Origin of the sequence: Rhodococcus sp. NPDC076796, from assembly GCF_040702765.1 — a bacterium.
Classification (GTDB): Bacteria; Actinomycetota; Actinomycetes; order Mycobacteriales; family Mycobacteriaceae; genus Rhodococcoides.
This window is the reverse complement of record NZ_JBFBMS010000004.1, coordinates 340266-359145: the sequence shown is the minus strand read 5'-3', so window position 1 is coordinate 359145 and position 18880 is coordinate 340266. Positions and strand designations below refer to the sequence as shown.

General features: G+C 64.9%; 17 protein-coding genes. 5 read left to right on the top strand and 12 right to left on the bottom strand.

Translation table 11 applies throughout. The features are described from left to right. Position 1: 1 nt before the first annotated feature. The 6 genes from AB0366_RS15715 to AB0366_RS15690 are packed head-to-tail and all read right to left on the bottom strand — an operon-like array spanning position 2 to position 5475. The gene (locus AB0366_RS15715; protein ID WP_366244950.1) at positions 2 to 1276 is read right to left on the bottom strand and encodes an MSMEG_0569 family flavin-dependent oxidoreductase; all 1275 of its coding nucleotides are present in this window, start codon (positions 1274 to 1276) and stop codon (positions 2 to 4) included. Between the two features lie 23 nt (positions 1277 to 1299). Next, on the bottom strand, positions 1300 to 1590 hold the full coding sequence (locus AB0366_RS15710) for an MSMEG_0570 family nitrogen starvation response protein (RefSeq protein WP_032396776.1): 291 nt from the start codon (positions 1588 to 1590) through the stop codon (positions 1300 to 1302). Further along, positions 1583 to 2476: a carbon-nitrogen hydrolase family protein gene (locus AB0366_RS15705; protein WP_128645387.1), complete on the bottom strand. Its 894-nt coding sequence runs from the start codon at positions 2474 to 2476 to the stop codon at positions 1583 to 1585. The genes AB0366_RS15710 and AB0366_RS15705 overlap by 8 nt, the downstream gene beginning before the upstream one ends. Then, on the bottom strand, positions 2473 to 3885 hold the full coding sequence (locus AB0366_RS15700; RefSeq protein WP_366244734.1) for an MSMEG_0567/sll0787 family protein: 1413 nt from the start codon (positions 3883 to 3885) through the stop codon (positions 2473 to 2475). The genes AB0366_RS15705 and AB0366_RS15700 overlap by 4 nt, the downstream gene beginning before the upstream one ends. Position 3886: 1 nt before the next feature. Continuing rightward, positions 3887 to 4942 carry an MSMEG_0568 family radical SAM protein gene (locus tag AB0366_RS15695; protein ID WP_366244733.1) on the bottom strand — a complete coding sequence of 352 codons (1056 nt, stop codon included), beginning with the start codon at positions 4940 to 4942 and terminating at the stop codon, positions 3887 to 3889. A gap of 8 nt (positions 4943 to 4950) precedes the next feature. Next, a complete protein-coding gene (locus AB0366_RS15690; protein WP_027495238.1) occupies positions 4951 to 5475 on the bottom strand; it encodes an MSMEG_0572/Sll0783 family nitrogen starvation response protein in 525 nt (174 codons plus the stop codon). Positions 5476 to 5747: 272 nt separating this feature from the next. Between AB0366_RS15690 and AB0366_RS15685 the strand changes: the two genes are divergently transcribed. Beyond that, on the top strand, positions 5748 to 6128 hold the full coding sequence (locus AB0366_RS15685) for a hypothetical protein (RefSeq protein ID WP_094635067.1): 381 nt from the start codon (positions 5748 to 5750) through the stop codon (positions 6126 to 6128). Further along, on the top strand, positions 6121 to 6525 hold the full coding sequence (locus AB0366_RS15680) for a hypothetical protein (RefSeq protein ID WP_366244732.1): 405 nt from the start codon (positions 6121 to 6123) through the stop codon (positions 6523 to 6525). Before AB0366_RS15685 ends, AB0366_RS15680 begins: the two co-directional genes overlap by 8 nt. A 156-nt stretch (positions 6526 to 6681) precedes the next feature. Here AB0366_RS15680 and AB0366_RS15675 read toward each other — a convergent pair whose 3' ends face one another. Next, positions 6682 to 7110 (bottom strand): SRPBCC family protein, encoded by a 429-nt coding sequence (locus tag AB0366_RS15675; RefSeq protein ID WP_366244730.1) that lies wholly within the window; start codon positions 7108 to 7110, stop codon positions 6682 to 6684. Between the two features lie 59 nt (positions 7111 to 7169). Here AB0366_RS15675 and AB0366_RS15670 point away from each other — a divergent pair, with 59 nt between their 5' ends. From AB0366_RS15670 to AB0366_RS15660, 3 genes are all read left to right on the top strand, one after another. After that, a complete protein-coding gene (locus AB0366_RS15670; RefSeq protein WP_366244728.1) occupies positions 7170 to 9440 on the top strand; it encodes an ATP-dependent DNA ligase in 2271 nt (756 codons plus the stop codon). Between the two features lie 227 nt (positions 9441 to 9667). Then, positions 9668 to 10882, top strand: coding sequence for a lipase family protein (locus AB0366_RS15665; protein ID WP_366244726.1), 1215 nt, complete (start codon positions 9668 to 9670; stop codon positions 10880 to 10882). 85 nt (positions 10883 to 10967) lie between these two features. Further along, on the top strand, positions 10968 to 11963 hold the full coding sequence (locus tag AB0366_RS15660) for an iron-siderophore ABC transporter substrate-binding protein (RefSeq protein ID WP_366244724.1): 996 nt from the start codon (positions 10968 to 10970) through the stop codon (positions 11961 to 11963). A gap of 36 nt (positions 11964 to 11999) precedes the next feature. Here AB0366_RS15660 and AB0366_RS15655 read toward each other — a convergent pair whose 3' ends face one another. From AB0366_RS15655 to AB0366_RS15635, 5 genes are all read right to left on the bottom strand, one after another. Then, positions 12000 to 13865, bottom strand: coding sequence for an ABC transporter ATP-binding protein (locus tag AB0366_RS15655; protein WP_366244723.1), 1866 nt, complete (start codon positions 13863 to 13865; stop codon positions 12000 to 12002). Between the two features lie 110 nt (positions 13866 to 13975). Then, positions 13976 to 16291, bottom strand: coding sequence for an endopeptidase La (gene lon / locus AB0366_RS15650; protein WP_366244722.1), 2316 nt, complete (start codon positions 16289 to 16291; stop codon positions 13976 to 13978). Between the two features lie 108 nt (positions 16292 to 16399). Next, positions 16400 to 17101 (bottom strand): type 1 glutamine amidotransferase domain-containing protein, encoded by a 702-nt coding sequence (locus tag AB0366_RS15645; RefSeq protein WP_366244721.1) that lies wholly within the window; start codon positions 17099 to 17101, stop codon positions 16400 to 16402. Between the two features lie 45 nt (positions 17102 to 17146). After that, the gene (locus AB0366_RS15640) at positions 17147 to 17929 is read right to left on the bottom strand and encodes a putative protein N(5)-glutamine methyltransferase (RefSeq protein ID WP_366244719.1); all 783 of its coding nucleotides are present in this window, start codon (positions 17927 to 17929) and stop codon (positions 17147 to 17149) included. A 79-nt stretch (positions 17930 to 18008) separates the two neighbouring features. Then, a complete protein-coding gene (locus AB0366_RS15635; RefSeq protein ID WP_366244718.1) occupies positions 18009 to 18662 on the bottom strand; it encodes a FadR/GntR family transcriptional regulator in 654 nt (217 codons plus the stop codon). Positions 18663 to 18880 lie beyond the last annotated feature (218 nt).

Here is an 18880-nt window from a genome sequence, read left to right as displayed (position 1 = left end):
CTCAGACCATCTGGCTCTGCGGCTGCGCTGAGCTTCGGGACTGTACTGCACTGATCTCCAGACCGATCTGGTCGGCGAGGAACTGCGCGTCCCGGGCCACCGAGGCGAAGCGCCCCGAACCCCAGGTGTGCTGCCACGGAAGGCCCAGGAAGTACAGGCCCGGCACCGAGGTGACGCCGCGATTGTGCGTCGGGTGCCCTTCACCGTCGAAGGCACCGACCTTGAGCCATCGGTAGTCGGTGCGGAAGCCGACGGACCAGACGACGGCCTTGATATCCGCGGTGGCGAGGTCGAGTTCGGTGGTCTCGGTCTCCGGACGCCACACCGGCACGTAGCGATCCTCGGTGGGGGCGCTGATTCCCTCGCGCTCGATGTAGGCGTCGATGTTGTCCTTGATGCTTTCGGCCACCCGATCCGCTGCATCGAGAGATGCTCCGAGAGTGGGTGCGAACTGCAGAACGCCGTCCTCGACGCCGAGCAGTCGGCCGTAGAGCTGCATCCCCTCGGTGGCGAATGCGCGCAGGTCGATGTCTCGACCACCGTCACGTCCGGTGACGTAGTGGTTCGTGTTCTCGCGTTTGCCGACGCCACCGGGTTGATCTTCGATGGAGACATCGTAGACCCCCATGTCGTGCAACCAGGCGACACAGTCGCGGCCGCGATAGAAGCGTGCGACGCGGGGAGCGGTGCCGGCCACCAGGTGGACGCGTCGGCCGTCGAGGTGCAGGTCCTCGGCGATCTGCGCACCGGACTGTCCGGTGCCGACCACGAGCACATCTCCGTCCGGGAACTGATGTGAACCGCGGTATTCGGACGAGTGCATCTGGACGATGTCGCGCGGTAGCTTCTCGGCGAACCGCGGGATGGTGGGGATGTGATATCCACCGACAGCGACGACGATCTGGTCGGCATGCATGGGGCCGGCAGAGGTCTGCAGGTCGAAGCCACCATCCAGGCCCTGTAGAGCTTGGTCGACCGAAACATGTTCTCGTACAGGCGCATCGAAGCTGTCTGCGTAGCGTCGTACGAAGGCGTAGACCTCGTCGCGCTGCATGAATCCGTCGGGATCGTCACCGTCGTAGGAGTATCCGGGAAGTGCGCACTGCCAATTCGGCGTCACGAGAGTGAAGTTGTCCCAGCGCGAGTCCTTCCACTCGTGCGCGATGGTCTCGCGCTCCAACACGACATGTTCGATGCCACGCTGCGTCAGATGCCAGCTGATGGACAGGCCGGCCTGGCCGCCGCCGATGACGATCACTCGATGATGTTCGACGATGTGCTCTGTCACGCTGTTCGGATTCACAGCAATTCAGCTCCCGACATGCTCAGTACGCGAACGGCACCGGCCTCGTACGAGGTACTGACACCGTGGATCTCCTCCATCTGCTGCGCGGCCGAGGTGCACCGCATCCCGAACTTGGCCAGCACTCGATCGCTGGCGATCGTCAGTGCCTCCGACGTCCGCTGTACGAACTCCGCCACCGGGTACTCCTGGCCGGGCGTCAGGTAGTCGTGCATCACCAGAGACGGTGAATAGCAAGACTGTTCGCGACCGTCGGGCCATCGAACCAGGAACGACATCTCAGGCATGGATCGGCTCCTTCGTGATGGTCCGGTACACGGACGGCCGGCGATCACGCAGGTTGTACATGCCGCCGCCACGTGCCGCGCCGATGAGTGCAGCGACGTCGACGGTCGCCGTGGCCAAGCCCGGTTCGACGCCCGTGCCGGCGAGGATCTCTCCGCCGGGTCCGACGATCTTTGCGCTGCAGACGAATCGAAGAGATCCGAATGTACCTGCCTGATTGGCTGCGACCCAGATGATCTGGTTCTCGAGAGCGCGGGCTCGGTCGTAGATGTCGAACCGCTGCTTCCACCGGTCCTCTTCCATGTTCTCCACCGTCGCAGTACGTGCCGTCGGCCAGGCGGAGATGGACGCGACGATCTCGGCACCGTCGAGCGCCAGTTCTCGGGCGGCCTCGGGGAATCCCTTGTCGTAGCAGATCTGCATGCCCATCCGACCGATCGGAGTGTCGAAGGCGGAGTAGCTGTCTCCCGCGTCGTAGCAGAGATTTTCGCCCAACGGCTGGTGCACCTTGCGGTAGGAGCCCAGAATGCCGCTGCCGTCGACCGTCACGGCGGCGTTGTATCGGGTGTCGCCGTCCTTCTCGCAGAAGCCGAAGGTGATGACGGTATCGCCCGCCATGTCGATGACGCGCCTGATCTCCGGTCCGTCGAGTTCGAGGGCGGGAGGCAGTGCCTTCAGCCGGCGTTGTCGCGACTCTTCGGTCTCGTCGCCGCCGCCAAGGCTCGGTAGGTAGCCGCCGAGGCAGGCCTCGGGCAGGACGAGTAGTTGGCTGCCGCGGTTGCGTGATTCCTCGAGCAATGCGGCGATGGTGGCGTAACCCTGTTCCATGTCGCGACCGAACTCGGCTGCGGCGACAGAAATGGTGACGGGCTTCGGGTGGGTGGTCATGCTTCTCCCAATCCGGTCACGGTGGACGTGACCGCGCGAGTGGTGATTCCGTCGGGCCATCGCAGCGCGACACCCGGAATGTCGGTGAGCTCTCCGCAGACTGCGGACAGTGCAGGTCCGGACGGTGCAGTAGGTGCACCGGGACGGTCCGCGGTGATCATCGCGAACCCTGGAAAACACGTGATCCATTCGCCCATCGACGCGGCGTCGGGCTTCGGTATCGAGGCGATGTCGAGTACGGCACCGGTTCCGCTCGCCTCGGCGAGCATTCCGGTGGTGCCGGCCAGGCCCGCCATCGAGACGTCCTTGGCGGCCTTGGGTGCGGTGCGAGAAACGAACGACGCCATTGAAGTCAGTTCGTCGGAGTTCCGCCGAGAGGACGAATCCCATTGCTGGCCATGGTATCCGCGTCGCCACTCGCCCTCGATGTCCGCGGTGAGCGTCAATCGATCGCCGACGCTTCCGCCGCCCGCACGGACCGGCCGTGAGGTTCGGCCGAGTGCGGTGACCGACAGCGACGACGGCACCCCGGCCTGGGTGTGGCCACCGAGTACCGGAACCTGCCATGCCGCAGAGGCATTGGCGAGACCACGGATGATGCGGGTCAGCCGACTCTGCGTGGGTGCTCCGACGGAATCGAGCATTCCGACGGCATGTGCGCCCATCGCCGAGAGGTCGTTCAGATTGACCAGCGCCGCACACCAGCCGGCCCACTCGGGGTCGCGATCGACCATGGAGGGGATGATGGCATCGCACGCGGCGATCATGTCGCTACCAGGTACCGGAACGCCGTCGTCGCCGCGAAAGCCTTTGGCACCGAGCCCGAGTGGTTGCGCCTTCAGGGGCGCGAGGACTCCGGCGAGCATCGCCTTGGTCGAGGAGACCAGCCGTTCGATGCGGTCGATCGGCCAGTACATCGCCACGTGCGGGGTGTTGGCCACCTCTACGTCCCCGCGGCGAATCCACCCGAGGCGGGTGAACAGTTGCTCGTTGCTCTTCTGCACCGTCGCGTCGAAGCGAAGCACGCCTCGACTCTCGGCATGGGCGCAGGCTGCCCGAACCAGGGCAGGCCCGACGCCGGAAGTGCGTGCCGCAGCAGAGACCACGAGGCGGCTTCCGGCCCACCACCCAAGATCCGTTGCGGTGCAGGGTGCCAGCCGCACTCCGCCGAGTACGGTGCCCTCCCGATCGGTTGCGACCAGCACGACTGCCCGCGGATCGTCGTCGACATCGTCGTGATCGGTGCCGGCGAACAAGCCCTGTTCGGCAACGAAGGTCGCTCTCCGGAGCGCACGATAGGCGTCCAGCTGTGCTGCGCTTCCGCACGGCTGGACGATGAACGTGGGCTCGACGACAGTGGTTGCGGTACCGGACAATCCGGCAAGATCCTGCGCGTCCACCCTGTACATCTCAGCCCCCCGCATTCTGCAGGACGCTGCACGCACCGCATGCCGCGCAGCCTGCCTTCTGGTCCGATCCGAGCATCGCCGCGGCCTGAAGTTCCTTGGCGACGCGTCGGGTGACGTTCTCGAGAACGTCTCGGCCGGGGGCCGTCGCTCGGTCGACGTCCACCGCCAACGTTCCGGCGAGCGGACGGAACGGAACGACGAAGGGATAGACACCCATCTCGATGAGTTCTGCTGCCCCGGCTACCAATTCGTCCGGATCCTCGCCGAGCCCCACCAGGATGTACGTCGAGACCTGGTTGCGTCCGAAGACACGAACGGCTTCTTTCCACGCAGCGCGGTACTCGTCCATCGAGACCGAGGCCTTGCCCGGCATCCACCTGCGTCGAACGTTCTCGTCGAGAGATTCGACGTGAATGCCGATCGACTCGGCTCCGGCGTCGTATAGGTCCTGAATTGTCCGGAGATCGCCGGGAGGTTCGCACTGCACCTGGATCGGCAGCTGCGGAACCACAGCCTTGATGGCTCGCACGCATCGGGCCAAGTGACGGGCACCGCGATCCTTCGCGGCCGAGGTGCCCGTCGTCATGACCATCTGCGTGACGCCGTCGAGCCGTACCGCCGCCTCGGCCACCTCGGCCAGCTGCGCCGGGGTCTTGACGGCGATGGTGTCGCCGGCTTCGAGCGACGCCTCGATGGAGCAGAAGCGGCAGCGTTGATCCGCGTCGTAGCGGATGCAGGTCTGCACCACGGTGGTCGCGAGAACGCTGGAGCCGTGCAGCTTCGCGATCTTCTCGTAAGCGATACCGTCGGCGGTTTCCAGGTCGTAGAACTGCGGGCGGTCGACGGCCTGCACGTCGAGCCCGATGTCGTTGCCGTCGAACAGCACTCGACCCTCTTCGAGGACGTACGGACTGAGCGGATTGCGCGGGATGGCTGCGCCGAGGCCGTCGATGCGGACATGTCCGTCGTCACTCGGCCCTGCACCGGCAGTTCTGGACACCGGCGTGGCTCCTCGAATACCGAGCAGCGCCAGATCCACGCGCGTAGAGACGGACATAGGTGCCCCTAGACCATGTAGGTCGAGTTGATGATGGCACCCTTGCGCGCGTAGTGGATCAACGCGTCCTGCACGTCCAGGGGGTGTGCCGGGATGACGCCCTCGATGAGGTCCTCTTCGCGGCCGCCGTGCAATGCGAGCCCGAAACGGCAGCAGAACACGGTGCCGCCTTCGGCGATGAACGTCGCAAGGGAGTCGTTGATGTTCTGCTCGCCCGGGAACCCTGAGTCACCGGTGGTCGGAAAGCCGCGAGTGGCAAGGCAATTGATGGCACCGGGACCGTAGAAGTACATGGCCGACTCGAAGCCCTTGCGCAGAGCGCGCGTTGCCTGGAGCACAGCGACGAAGGAGACCGACGACTCGTGGGCGATGCCGTGCACCAGCGTGAAGTAGCTCTCGCCGTTCTCGGCCTTGTAGTCGGGGAAGATCTTGGTGGAGCCGTAGATGTTGCTGCCCTTGGGAAGTGAAGGGTGCGGGATCTCTTCGAGGGACTTCTTGATGTTCTCGGCGATGGACTGATCGAGGTCTGACACGGGTGTCTCCTGAGGTTCGCAGAGCTGACTGAATGCAGTGGGCAACTACTCGAGATGCGGTGGACACCGATGGCCACCTGAGGAAGAGATGTCATGTCCGGCGAGAGAGCAGATCCTCTGCGGCCATAGGACAAGTACAAGCCCCATCCATTTCGGATTGGTCACACCCGGAACAACGCCGTGTTTCGAGGGCCTCACAGTGTTGACGTGGCGTTACGCGGATAGTGTGGAGGCCGAACCACCCATCCACCACGAACTTGACGAGGAACTCGATGATCGGCGCCGTCACCGGCTTGTTGTATGCGTTGTCCCTGGTCGTAGGCATCTGGGTGCTCGCGAAGCTCGCCATGAACCGACCGGTTCTGCTGAAGAACAAGTCCGATCGCGCACTGTTCTGGACCATCGCCGCCACCGAGGCCGTAGTCGCACTGCAGGCCGTCATCGGGTTCGTCATGATGTTCACCTCGGATCGCGAGATACACCGGCTGACATTCGGGTCCTACCTCGTCGGGCTGCTGTTCCTGCTCCCCCTCGGCACGTGGTGGTCCCTGGGCGACCGCTCCCGCGGCGGCACAGCGGTGCTCCTCGTTGCCGTCCTCACCCTCGCGGCCATGGTGCTGCGCCTGAGCCAGATTTGGGCCGGATATGCCTGACAACCTCCAGCAAGCGACGCGCACCGGATTCGGGCGCTTCCTCATCGCCGTCTACGCCGTGTTCGCCGTCGCCGCGACATCACGCTCGATCGTGCAGCTCACCACACGATTCGACGACGCACCGGTGGCGTACCTGCTGTCTGCTTTCGCGGCGGTGGTCTACATCGTCGCCACGATGGGACTGGCCCGAGCAACCGAAGCATCACGACGAGTGGTGACGGTCTCCTGCATCATCGAACTCGTCGGGGTCATCGGTATCGGCACCCTCAGCTACATCCAGCCCCAGGACTTCCCGGAGCCGACGGTGTGGTCGCACTTCGGATCCGGATACGTGTTCATCCCGGTGGTGCTCCCCATCGCGGGACTGTGGTGGTTGCGAAAGACTCGACAGCAATAGCAGTCTCGGCAATTTTTGCTCCACTCGAACCGGTCGTGCGCGGGATTGCCTCGATCGAGGCCTCGAGTGGAGCATCCCGTGCAGTCTTCGTCTCCGGGGCAAACAACGGTGCGGGGCTGGAAGAGATTGTCGTGCAGCTACTTCAACAAGGATCCGTCACGTCAACGCCGCCAGATTCGCAACGGATTTCTTGACATCGGTATCCAGTGCCCGCGCCACCACCGAACCCACCGGACCGAACAGCACACCCCCACCGAATTTCGCGTCGAGCGTCAGCTCCGATCCGCCCTCGGCCTCACGCACATGGACGGTCAACGAGATTCTCACCCCGCCCTTGCCTCGACCGGACATCTCGATCAGCTTGGGCTCGTCGTATTGCGTGAAGGTCCAGTTGATCGTGTTCTTGAAGCCCTTCACCTTCACCAGCGACTCCACCTCGGTGCCCTTACCGACCTTCTTCGGCGGTGGACTGCACCACCCACCGTGGATGGTCATCCACTCGTCGAACCGATCGAGCGCGGAAGCCTTGTCCCACGCGCCCTGCGGATTTTCGGGCATCTGCACCGAGACACTGATCGTCGCCATGACATCGACCCTGTCACAACTTGCCCGCAGGTTCTGACGGCGACCACTAACCTGAGACGATGGCCACGCTCGAGATCGAAGGTCGGAAGGTCTCCGTCACCAACCTCGACAAAGTGTTGTTCCCTGAAACCGGCACCACCAAGAGCCACATCATCGAGTACTACACCACCATCGCACCTGCGATGCTTCCTCACCTCACCGGCCGCGCCGTGACCCGTAAGCGCTGGCCGAACGGCGTCGACCAGTCATCTTTCTTCGAGAAGAACCTCGCCGCGTCCGCACCCGACTGGCTCGATCGGCGTTCGATGCAACACTCCGACCGCGTCGTCACCTACCCACTGTTCTCCACTGCAGCCGATCTGGCGTGGCTCGGTCAACAAGCGGCCATCGAAGCGCACGTGCCACAGTGGCGGTTCGACGGCACCGAACCCGGACCGGCCACCCGCATGGTCTTCGACCTCGACCCCGGCGAGGACGTGGATCTCGCCCGATGTGCCGAAGTCGCCTGCGAGATACGGGATCTGATCGGCGATATCGGAATGACCGCATATCCGGTCACCAGCGGCAGCAAGGGAATTCACCTGTACGTGCCGCTGGAGAAACCGCTGTCGACCTCCGGCGCGTCCACCGTCGCCAAACGTGTTGCCACCCTGCTCGAGGAAAGATCACCGGACCGGGTTACGGCAACGATGGCGAAAGCGAAACGAACCGGCCGGGTGTTCGTCGACTGGAGCCAGAACAACGGCAAGAAGACGACGGTCGCACCGTACTCGCTGCGCGGACGAACACTTCCCACCGTCGCAGCACCACGCACGTGGGACGAGCTGGAAAACCCGGGCCTGCAACAGCTTCGGTTCGAGGAAGTCCTGGAGCGCTACGCGGACGTCGGCGATCCACTGGCCGATCTGGACCCCGAGATGGACTCCCACGTCGAAAATACAAGCAACACGGACAAACTCGTCAAATACCGCAGCATGCGCAGCGCCGACAAGACCCCCGAGCCGATACCGACCACCACCGAGCCGCAGGGCAACAACGACACGTTCGTGATTCAAGAGCATCATGCCCGACGGCTGCACTACGACTTCCGACTCGAACACGACGGCGTCCTGGTCTCGTGGGCCGTCCCGAAGAACATCCCGGTGGATCCGAAGCAGAACCGGCTGGCGGTACACACCGAGGACCACCCACTCGAATACGCGACGTTCTCCGGTCGGATACCCAAGGGCGAGTACGGCGGCGGCGACGTGTCGATCTGGGACAGCGGAACCTACGAGCTCGAGAAGTGGCGAGACGACGAGGTCATCGTCGTCCTGCACGGAAAGAAGGCGCGCGGGCGGTTCGCGCTGATCCGCACCAAGGGCAGCCAGTGGTTGATGCACCTGATGAAGGATGCACCCGACAAGCCCGAGCCCAAGAACATCTCACCGATGCTCGCCACAGCCGGCGACATCCTCGATCTGCCGGACGACGAATGGTCGTTCGAGGGCAAGTGGGATGGGTTCCGCATCGTCGCCGAACTGAGGCACGGTTCGATGACGCTGCGCACGCGAAGCGGTAACGACTACACCGAGAAGTTCGGGGCGCTCCAATCGATGGCGGACGATCTGGCCGATCACGACGCCGTCGTCGACGGAGAAGTCGTGGTGTTCGACGACGGCGGCGTCAGCAGCTTCGAGAAACTGCAGAACGCCACTCGTGACCAGATCCGATTCATCGCCTTCGATCTTCTCCACCTCGACGGCACGTCACTGCTGCGCAAGAAGTACTCGGATCGACGACGACTGCTCGAACTACTCACCACCGGACTCGACTCGGTACTGGTGCCACCGCGGCTGACGGGGACCGCAGCGGACGCCATCGCCGAAAGCAGAGAACGAGGCTGGGAAGGCGTCGTCGCCAAACGCATCGACTCCGTCTATCAACCCGGCAAACGCGCCCACACCTGGATCAAGTTCAAGAACTGGCGAACACAGGAGATCGTCATCGGTGGGTGGCGGAAAGGGCAGGGTCGTCGTTCCGGCGGGTTCGGCTCACTACTGATGGGCATTCCCGACGGAGACCGACTGCGCTACGTGGGACGCGTCGGAACCGGGTTCGACGACCGTGCGCTCGATACGCTCGCCGCCCTCCTCGCGCCACTCGAGGCGTCGGACAGTCCCTTCTCTTCGGTGCTGCCCGCGGCCGATCGGAACGGAGCGGTATGGGTGGAGCCTGTCCTCGTCGGCGAGGTGCGGTTCTACGAGGCCACGGAATCCGGCCATCTGCGGCATCCGAGCTGGCGTGGCCTGCGGCCGGACAAGGAACCGAAGGCGGTGCGCCAGGAATGACGTGATGCCCCCTGGACGAAAAACTTGGACCCGATCGAAGAAACGAGGATAGGTAACGTTCGGTTGCCATAAAATGAGCGGATGCGTACCGTTGCGGCCATCGTTACCGGGGGAGCGTAACAAGTGACGCATCATCAGCTATAACGGTTTGCGGGCCGGCTCTACGGGGGCTTGCCATATCGCCGCAGCGCTCGTCGCTTCGGTTCAGGCACGGAGGGGTTTACCACATGCGGGTTCTCAAGTTGGCAGGCGCTGTCAGCATGACGGCGGTTGCAGTCCTGTGTTCGTCACTCGTCGGCGCAGGTCAAGCAGCAGCGGCGCCGTTGTTCCCGTCGCCCATCGCGGACGGCTTCTACTCTCCGCCTGTGGATCTCGATGCGCTCGCACCGGGCGATGTGATCTCCAGCCGCCCGATGCCCCCGCCCGCCGGATTCGTCGGCGTTGACGTGTGGCAGTTGAATTTCCGCTCCACCAATTCGGCGGGAAATCCCATCGCCGCAATCAATACCGTGCTGGTTCCACAAAACAAAGCGCCGAACGGTCCGGTGCTTTCCTACCAACACATCATCAATGCCCTCGGTCTCGAATGTGCACCTTCACAAGCGCTCTGGACCAACGACCCGAATTTGATGATTCGTGAGGCACCCGCTCTCAATGCAGTACTGCAGCGTGGCTGGACGGTCGTCATCGCCGATCACCTCGGACCCAACAGCGCCTACGGTGCAGCCAAGCTCGGCGGGCAGATCGTGCTGGACAGCATTCGCGCCACTCAGCGCTTCGATCCCATCCAGGTTCAGCAGAGCCCGGTTGCGTTGGCCGGCTACTCCGGAGGCGGAATGGCTACGGCATGGGCAGCTGCGCTCCAGAACGACTACGCACCCGAGCTGAACATCGTCGGCAGCGCGAACGGTGGCGCTCCGATGAACCTCGAGCGCATGGCCCGCGACCTCGGTTTCGCTCCGCACCCCATGTTCGGTCTGGCGTTCGCTGCCGCGCTCGGTATCGAACGCGAGTACCCCACCCGCATCCCGATCAGCTCTCAGCTCAACCCGCTGGGCAAGGAGATCGAGAGCAAGATCCAGAACGGGTGCACCAACGACATCATCGCGGCAGGCGCAGGCAAGAGCGCCATGGAGGTCGCAGGCACGCTGGACCTGATCAGCAGTCCGGAAGCGATCGCCGCCGTCAACGACAACAGCGTCGAGCTGTATCCCGGCGTACCGAAGGCACCGTACTTCGAGTGGCACAGCCCCACCGATGCGTTGATCCCGGTCAGCGCGATCGACAACACGCTCGCCCGATACTGCCGCGCCGGAGTGCTGGTGACCGAAGTGAAGGTGCCCAGCAACGATCACCTGACTGCTGCTGTGCTCGGCCTGCCGCAGGCGCTCGAGTGGATCGACCAGCGATTCGCCGGAGTACCGGCCACGACCACCTGCTGATCGGGCCGCCCGACCCTGGTACATGATCAAAGCTTCAACGGGTCGGTTAGGCTAACCTCGCTAAGTTCAGTTGCGAGGAGATCACATGAAGAAGACCGTCCAGCTCGTCGCCGCCGGTGCCTCCGTTCTGGCACTGGCAGCCGGCTGTTCGTCCGATGCCGACACCGACGCATCCGGTAGCCCCGGTAGCGCCGCCGGCTTCCCGGTCACCATCGATCACCGATTCGGTGAGACGGTCATCGACACCGAGCCCACCCGCGTCGTGACGATCGGGTTCAACGAGCAGGACTTCGCGTTGGCACTGGGCGTCAAGCCCGTCGCGACACGAGGCAACCTGAGCTACGACTACCGGCAGCGCCCCTGGGCGCAAGCAGCGCTGGGCGGAACCGAGATCCCGGAAGTCGGCAGCACCGACCTCGAGCTCGAGCAGATCGCGGCGCAAACACCTGATCTGATCCTCGGCCCGTACTCCTTCATCGACCAGGGCCAGTACGACACCCTCTCCGGGATGGCCCCCACGATCGCCGACATCGGCGGCTACGACGACGTACCCGCCGCGACCTGGCAGCAGGAGTTCGCCGTCGTCGGCGAAGCCCTCGGCAAATCGCAGGAAGCTCAGGACCAGACGGCCGAGCTCGAGCAGAAGTTCGCCGACACCGAAGCCGAGAACCCCCAGTTCACCGGCAAGTCACTGACTCTCGCGTTCGTCATGGACGACGGCAGCTACCTGCTGCTCGGCAAGGACGACATCCGCGCCCTGTTCTTCACCGACCTCGGCTTCGAAATTCCCGACGCCTCCGAGACCATCAGTGAAGAGAACCTCGACCGTCTCGACACCGACGTCCTGGTCATCGCAGGCCAGGGCCGCGAGCAGCTGCAGGCCAACCCACTGCTCGCCGCCCTCGACGTCGTTCGACAGGACCGCACCGTCTACATCGGCTCCTTCAGTACGGACCTACCCTCGGCCCTCGGCTACTCGAGCCCACTGTCGCTGGACTACGCGATCGACGGATTCACCCCGATGCTCGCCGCCGCAACCGACAACGACCCAGCAACCGTGGTCCCGGACCCGGTTTCATAAGGTCACTCCGCAGGCTCCGCTCCCGGCTTCCTGAGGTCACTCCGCCTGTGCGAACTGCGTCCGATGCAGCTCCTCGTAGCGGCCACCTGCTGCGAGGAGCTCGTCGTGGGTGCCGCGTTCGGCGACTCGCCCGTCCTCGATCACCAGGATCACGTCCGCAGCTCTGATGGTCGAGAGCCGGTGCGCGATGACCACCGACGTCTTGCCCTCCAGCGCCTCGGCCAACGCGGCCTGCACCGCGGCCTCCGACGTCGAATCCAACGATGCCGTTGCCTCGTCGAGGATGACGACCCGCGGCTGCGCGATCAGCAACCGTGCGATCGTCAGGCGCTGACGCTCACCACCGGACAGTCGATACCCACGCTCGCCGACGACGGTGTCCAGGCCGTCGGGCAGGGAACGCACGAGGTCGGCCAGCCGCGCCCGCGAGAGCGCGTCCCACAGTTCGTCGTCGGTGGCATCGGGCCGCGGCAGCAGCAGATTCGACCGGATGCTCTCGTGGAACAGGTGCCCGTCCTGCGTCACCATTCCCACTGTGCCGCGGACGGATTCGGCCGTCAGGTCCCGCACGTCGACGCCGCCCAGCCGGACCGCACCGCCATCGACGTCGTACAGCCGTGCGATCAACTGCGCGATCGTGGACTTGCCTGCACCGGACGTACCGACGAGCGCGACCATCTGGCCGGGTTCGGCTCGGAACGACACACCGTGCAGAACTTCTTCTCCCCCGCGCGAATCCAGGGTCGCGACCTCCTCGAGCGAGGCGAGCGACACTTTGTCCGCGGACGGGTACGCGAACCTGACATCGTCGAGTTCGACGGCAACCGGCCCCGGCGGTAGCGCTTTCGCGTCGGGCTTGTCGGCGATCAACGGAACGAGATCGAGAACCTCGAAGACTCGCTCGAAGCTCACCAACGCGCTCATGACCTCAACGCGGGCGCTGGCCAGCGCGGTCAGCGGTGAGTACAGCCGCGCCAGCAGAAGCGACAGTGCCACAACCGAACCCGGGTCCAGGCTCCCACTGAGGGCGTAGAAGCCGCCCAATCCGTACACCACGGCGAGCGCCAGTGCCGAGACCAGCGTCAGCGCCGTGACGAACACCGTCTGCACCATGGCACTGCGAACCCCGATATCGCGCACCCTGGCCGCCCGCACCGCGAACTCGACCGATTCCTGCTCGGGATGGCCGAACAGCTTCACCAGTGTTGCTCCCGGCGCCGAGAATCGCTCCGTCATCTGCGTGCTCATCGCCGAATTGTGTGCTGCCGCTTCACGTTGCAGCCGCGCGAGGCGTCGACCCATCCGGCGAGCAGGAAGCACGAACACCGGCAGCAGGACCAATGCGAGAAGGGTGATCTGCCAGGAGATTCCGATCATCACCACCAACGTCAGCACCAGGGTCACGAGATTGCTGACGACACCGGACAGGGTGGTGCTGAATGCGCGCTGCGCTCCGATCACGTCGTTGTTGAGTCGGCTCACCAAGGCACCGGTGCGGGTTCGCGTGAAGAATGCGATCGGCATCCGCTGCACGTGGTCGAACACTGCCGTCCGCAGATCCAGAATCAGGCTTTCGCCGATGTTCGCCGAGAGCCATCGGTTGATCAGACCGACCACCGCGTCCACCAGAGCGATACCCGCGATCGCCAACGCCAGCAACACCACCACGCGTAGCTCGCGTCCGTCGACGATCGCATTGACCACCCGCCCGGCCAACACCGGTGTGGCCACCGCAAGAACGGCCAGAGCCACGCTGAGCACCAGAAACCCGCCGAGCGCGCGGCGATGCGGTGCCGCGAACGTCAGGATCCTGCGGGCCGTCTCCTTCGAGAACGACGACTGGGTGTCGGGCCTGTTCATCGTGCGATACATCTGATTCCAGGCGGTCATCTCCATACTCATCCCACCAACGTAGAACCTCGACATAGCTCGAGGTCAAGCGCGGCACCCGAGACCGACGGGAGGGGCAGGCGGCCGATGCAACCTGCCCCTCCCGGGCCATCACCGCGGCACTACGCCGCAGCAGTTGCCTTCGCCGGCTCCAGCGCGAGCGCCAGGATGTCGGCGACCTCGGTCGTCGGGCGAACATCCAACGCCTCCAACACCTCTGCGGGCACGTCGTCCAGATCCGGTTCGTTGCGCGCCGGAATGAACACCGTCTTCAGTCCCGCACGCTGCGCAGCCAGCAATTTCTGCTTCACCCCGCCGATCGGCAGCACCCGACCGTTCAACGTGACCTCACCGGTCATGCCGACATCCGAGCGCACCGGCCGCCCGGTGGCCATCGACACCAGGGCAGTCACCATCGTCACACCTGCCGAAGGACCGTCCTTCGGCACCGCACCCGCCGGAACGTGGACGTGAATGCTGCGATCGAGAGATTCCTTCGTGACGCCGAATTGTGCTGCGTGCGAGCGCACGTAGGACAGTGCGATCTGTGCGGACTCCTTCATCACGTCGCCGAGCTGGCCGGTGAGCTCGAGCCGGGCGTCACCGTCGGTCGCCGCAGCCTCGATGAACAGCACATCTCCGCCGAGTCCGGTGACCGCGAGACCCGTTGCCACGCCCGGCACTTCGGTTCGCTCGTGCGCCTCGGGAGTGAACCGCGGACGACCGAGGTACGTCACCAGGTCCGACTCGTCGATCTTCAGGACATCCGTACTGCCCACCAACGTCGTCGCGACCTTGCGCAGCGCCTTGGCCAGCAATCGCTCGAGTTGCCGCACACCCGGCTCACGGGTGTAGTCGGCCGCGATCTTGCGCAGCGCAGCGTCGGTGACCGTCACCTCCTCGGATGTGATTGCCGCCCTGTCCATCTGACGGGGGAGCAGGTAGTTCCGGGCGATGACGACCTTGTCGTCCTCGGTGTAGCCGTCGATGGTCACCAATTCCATGCGGTCGAGCAACGGCCCGGGAATCTGGTCGATCACGTTGGCGGTAGCGAGAAAGACCACGTCGGACAGGTCGAGATCCAGATCCAGGTAGTGATCACGGAACGTGTGATTCTGCGCCGGGTCCAACACCTCGAGCAGAGCGGCACTGGGGTCGCCGCGATAGTCCGAGCCGACCTTGTCGATCTCGTCCAGCAGGACAACCGGATTCATCGATCCCGCCTCACCGATGGCCCGCACGATCCGACCCGGCAACGCACCGACGTAGGTACGACGGTGCCCACGAATCTCGGCCTCGTCGCGGACGCCCCCGAGAGCCACGCGCACGAACTGTCGACCGAGCGCACGGGCCACCGACTCGCCCAGCGAGGTCTTGCCGACTCCGGGCGGACCTGCGAGCACCATGACGGCACCGGACCCGCGCCCACCGACCGACTGCAGACCACGCTCGGAGCGACGCGCCCGGACGGCCAGGTACTCGACGATCCGATCCTTCACGTCGTCGAGACCGTGGTGGTCGGCATCGAGAACTGCACGTGCAGAATCGATGTCGTTGTTGTCGGCCGTGGTGTTGTTCCACGGTAGGTCGAGCACGGTGTCGAGCCAGGTGCGGATCCAGCCCGACTCGGGGCTCTGATCGCTGGCCCGCTCCAGTTTGCCGACCTCACGCAGCGCCTGTTCGCGCACCTTGTCGGGCAGATCCGCAGCCTCGACGCGGCCACGGTAGTCGTCGGCACCGTCGGGCTCGTCCTCGCCGAGTTCCTTGCGGATGGCCGCCAACTGCTGCCGGAGCAGAAACTCCTTCTGGGTCCTCTCCATACCCTCGCGGACGTCGCCGGAGATCTTGTCGTTGACCTCGACTTCGGCGAGGTGAGCCTTGGTCCACTCGATGAGTGAGGTCAGACACGTTGCCACATCCGGGGTTTCGAGAAGGTCCCGCTTCTGCACGTCGGTGAGATACGACGCGTAGCCGGCCGTGTCGGCGATCGCGCCCGGGTCGGTGAGCTTGTTGACAGAGTCGATCACCTGCCACGCGTCTCGGCGCTGCAGCATCGCAACGACGAGTTGCTTGTATTCGGCTGCCAGGGCTTTGAGATCGTCGCTCGGGGGCACATCCGCAACGGTTTCGGCCTCGACCCACAGGGCGGCACCGGGACCGCTGACTCCGTGGCCGATGTGTGCGCGGCGCGTGGCCTTGATGACAGCGGCCGGGCGACCGTCTGCGAGGCGTCCCATCTGCACGATCGTGGCGAGGACCCCGTACGCGGCGTAGCGGTCTTCCAGGCGCGGCGCGACGAGCAACGTGCCGTCGTTGCTCGCCGTCGCGGCGTCGACGGCGGCACGCGCCGCCTCGTCGAGTTCTACGGGCACCACCATGCCGGGCAGGACGATCGGATCGGTCAGGAACAGTACGGGGACACGAACGGTTTCAGTCACTTCTCCTCCAAAGGATTGAGCTATAGGGGCTCAACTTCGAAAGCAGTAGTGATGTTCCCGTCGATGTCCGTTGTTCTCCGTGGGCAGAACGCCGACCGCCCTCTCCGGCTACTTCAGCGCACTGACCAGCTTCTCCGCGAGGGGACGCGTCGACGCCGGGTTCTGACCGGTGTACAGATTTCGGTCGACGACGACGTTCGGTGCCCACGCGTCGGTGGCATCGAACTTCGCGCCGTTCTCGCGCAACCGGGACTCGAGCAACCACGGGGCCTTCTCGGCGAGACCGGCCTGGGCCTCCTCCTCGTCGGTGAATCCGGTGAGCTCGTACCCGTCGAACGCCCAGGTGCCGTCGCTGCGGACGGCGGGGAGCAGGGCGGCGGGCGCGTGGCACACCGCGGAGACGACCTTGTTCGAGTCGAGGAAGTCGACCACCAGTGCCCCGAAGCTCTCGGAGACGGCGAGGTCTTCCATCGGCCCGTGGCCACCGGGCACGAAGACGACGTCGAAGTCGGACGCCTTCTGGTCCTCCAGCTTTGCGGGCGAGGACAGGATCGACTCGATCGAGGCGAGGTAGCTCTTCTGATCCGCCACCTTCTCCTCGTCGCCGCCGTTGGCATCGACGGCCAAGCTGCCCTCGTCGACGACCGGAGCCTTACCGCCCGGCGTCGCAACCGTGATGTCCCAGCCTGCGTCGACGAACGTGCGATGGGACTCGACGAGCTCCTCGGCCCAGTACCCGGTGGGGTGCTTCGTGCCGTCGTTCAGGGTCCAGTGATCGGCAGCGGTTACCGCAAACAGCAATGTAGTCATGCCCGGGGAATGCCACGGAGACCCACGATCGAAACACCCGGTCGATCACTGCTCGCCCATCGACCCGATCACCACGACGGCATCGAGTGCCTGGGATTCGTCGATGCGACCGGCGAATCCGGCGTCGACCACGGCACGCAGTGTCGAATGTGCCAGTGCTGCACTGGTTTCGATGAGGAGATGACCGCCGGGAGCCAGCCATTGCGGCGCGCCGACGGCGACACGACGATGAATCTCGGCACCGTCCGTCCCACCGTCGAGCGCGATGTTCGGCTCGTGGATGCGCGCCTCTCGTGGCATCAACCCGATGTCGCCGGTCGGGACGTAGGGCGCGTTGACGACGATCGCATCGAATCTGCCGCGCATGTCCGGCGGCACAGCGTCGTACAGGTCGCCGCGATGTACGTAACCGACCGGTGCCGTGCCGCCGGCACCGGCGAGATTGCGCGACGCACACTGCACCGCCAGCGCGTCGACGTCGGCAGCATGCAACTCGGTGACGCCCTCGACCGACAGGCCGATTGCCCCGGAACCACAGCACAGGTCCAGCAATACCGAAGGATGCAGCGCTGCAGCGCATTCGACGAGAAACTCGGTTCGCCGGCGAGGTACGAACACGCCCGGTTCGACGGCGATGCGTCGACCACAGAACGCGACCCAGCCGACGACATGCTCGAGCGGTTCGCCGGCGACGCGGCGTGCGAGCATCTCGGTCAGCTCTGCCGGTGTCGACGCGGAATCGACGAGGATGTCGGCTTCCTCTTCGGCGAACACGCACCCGGCTCTGCGCAGCGAGGACACCACCTCGTCGTACTCGAGATCCGACATCGACCGTGCCTTCCGGAGTGCTACTCGCTCGCTGAAACACTGTAGCCCGCTATGTCGCAAGCGAGCAGCACGCGACCACTCACCCCAGGTGCTGGCGTGCCGCCGTGACCGCCGCGGTCCGGTCTCCCGCCGCTATGGCGTCGAACAGGGCTTCGTGCAGGTCCACGTCGGGTTCGCTGCCGCGTGGCCGAGCGAGTACTTCCGAGGTGTACACCAGCAGTTCCGCCCGCAGTCGCGGCAGGAACGATTCGAAGAGATCCGAGAGCAGGGCGTTGTGGGCGGCGGCCACCACTGCGACGTGGAAGTCGATGTCTGCATTCACGAACGCCGCGTCGGACTCGCTCGCGGCGTCGTGCCGCCCGTCGAGGGCTCGCCGCATCCGCTCGACGTCGACATCCGTCCGACGCTCGGCGGCCAAGCCGGCGGCGTCGATCTCGACGATGCGACGCACCTCCTGCACCTCAGCCGGGCCTGCGCGCTGCACCGATGCGGCGACGTCGACCGGAACCGAGTCCGCGACGACGAACACCCCCGCACCCTGACGCGATCTCACCAGCCCACGGGTAGCAAGCACTCGCACGGCCTCGCGGACGGTGGATCGGCCGACCCCCAGCTCCTGCGCGAGGGACGTCTCGCCCGGCAACTTCGCTCCGACCGGCCATTCGCCCGCACCGATGCGTCGGCCCAGTTCGGTGACTGCGCGGTCTGCGGGGCGGAGATGCTCGGTGGACACGTGCATCAGTATCCCGCGCGGTCACTTGTCTGAGAAGTAACCTTTGCATTACAGTCCTCAGACATGTTTGAGTGCGGGCTTCTCCTTCTACGCCGCGACGGGGTCGATCACCGACCGGCACCCCGTCGCGGGGTACGACATTGCGCCGGTCGCCGATAGCACAGACCCACACACCCGAGGACCAGAATCACCGTGATCAGCAACCGCCAACAACCCAG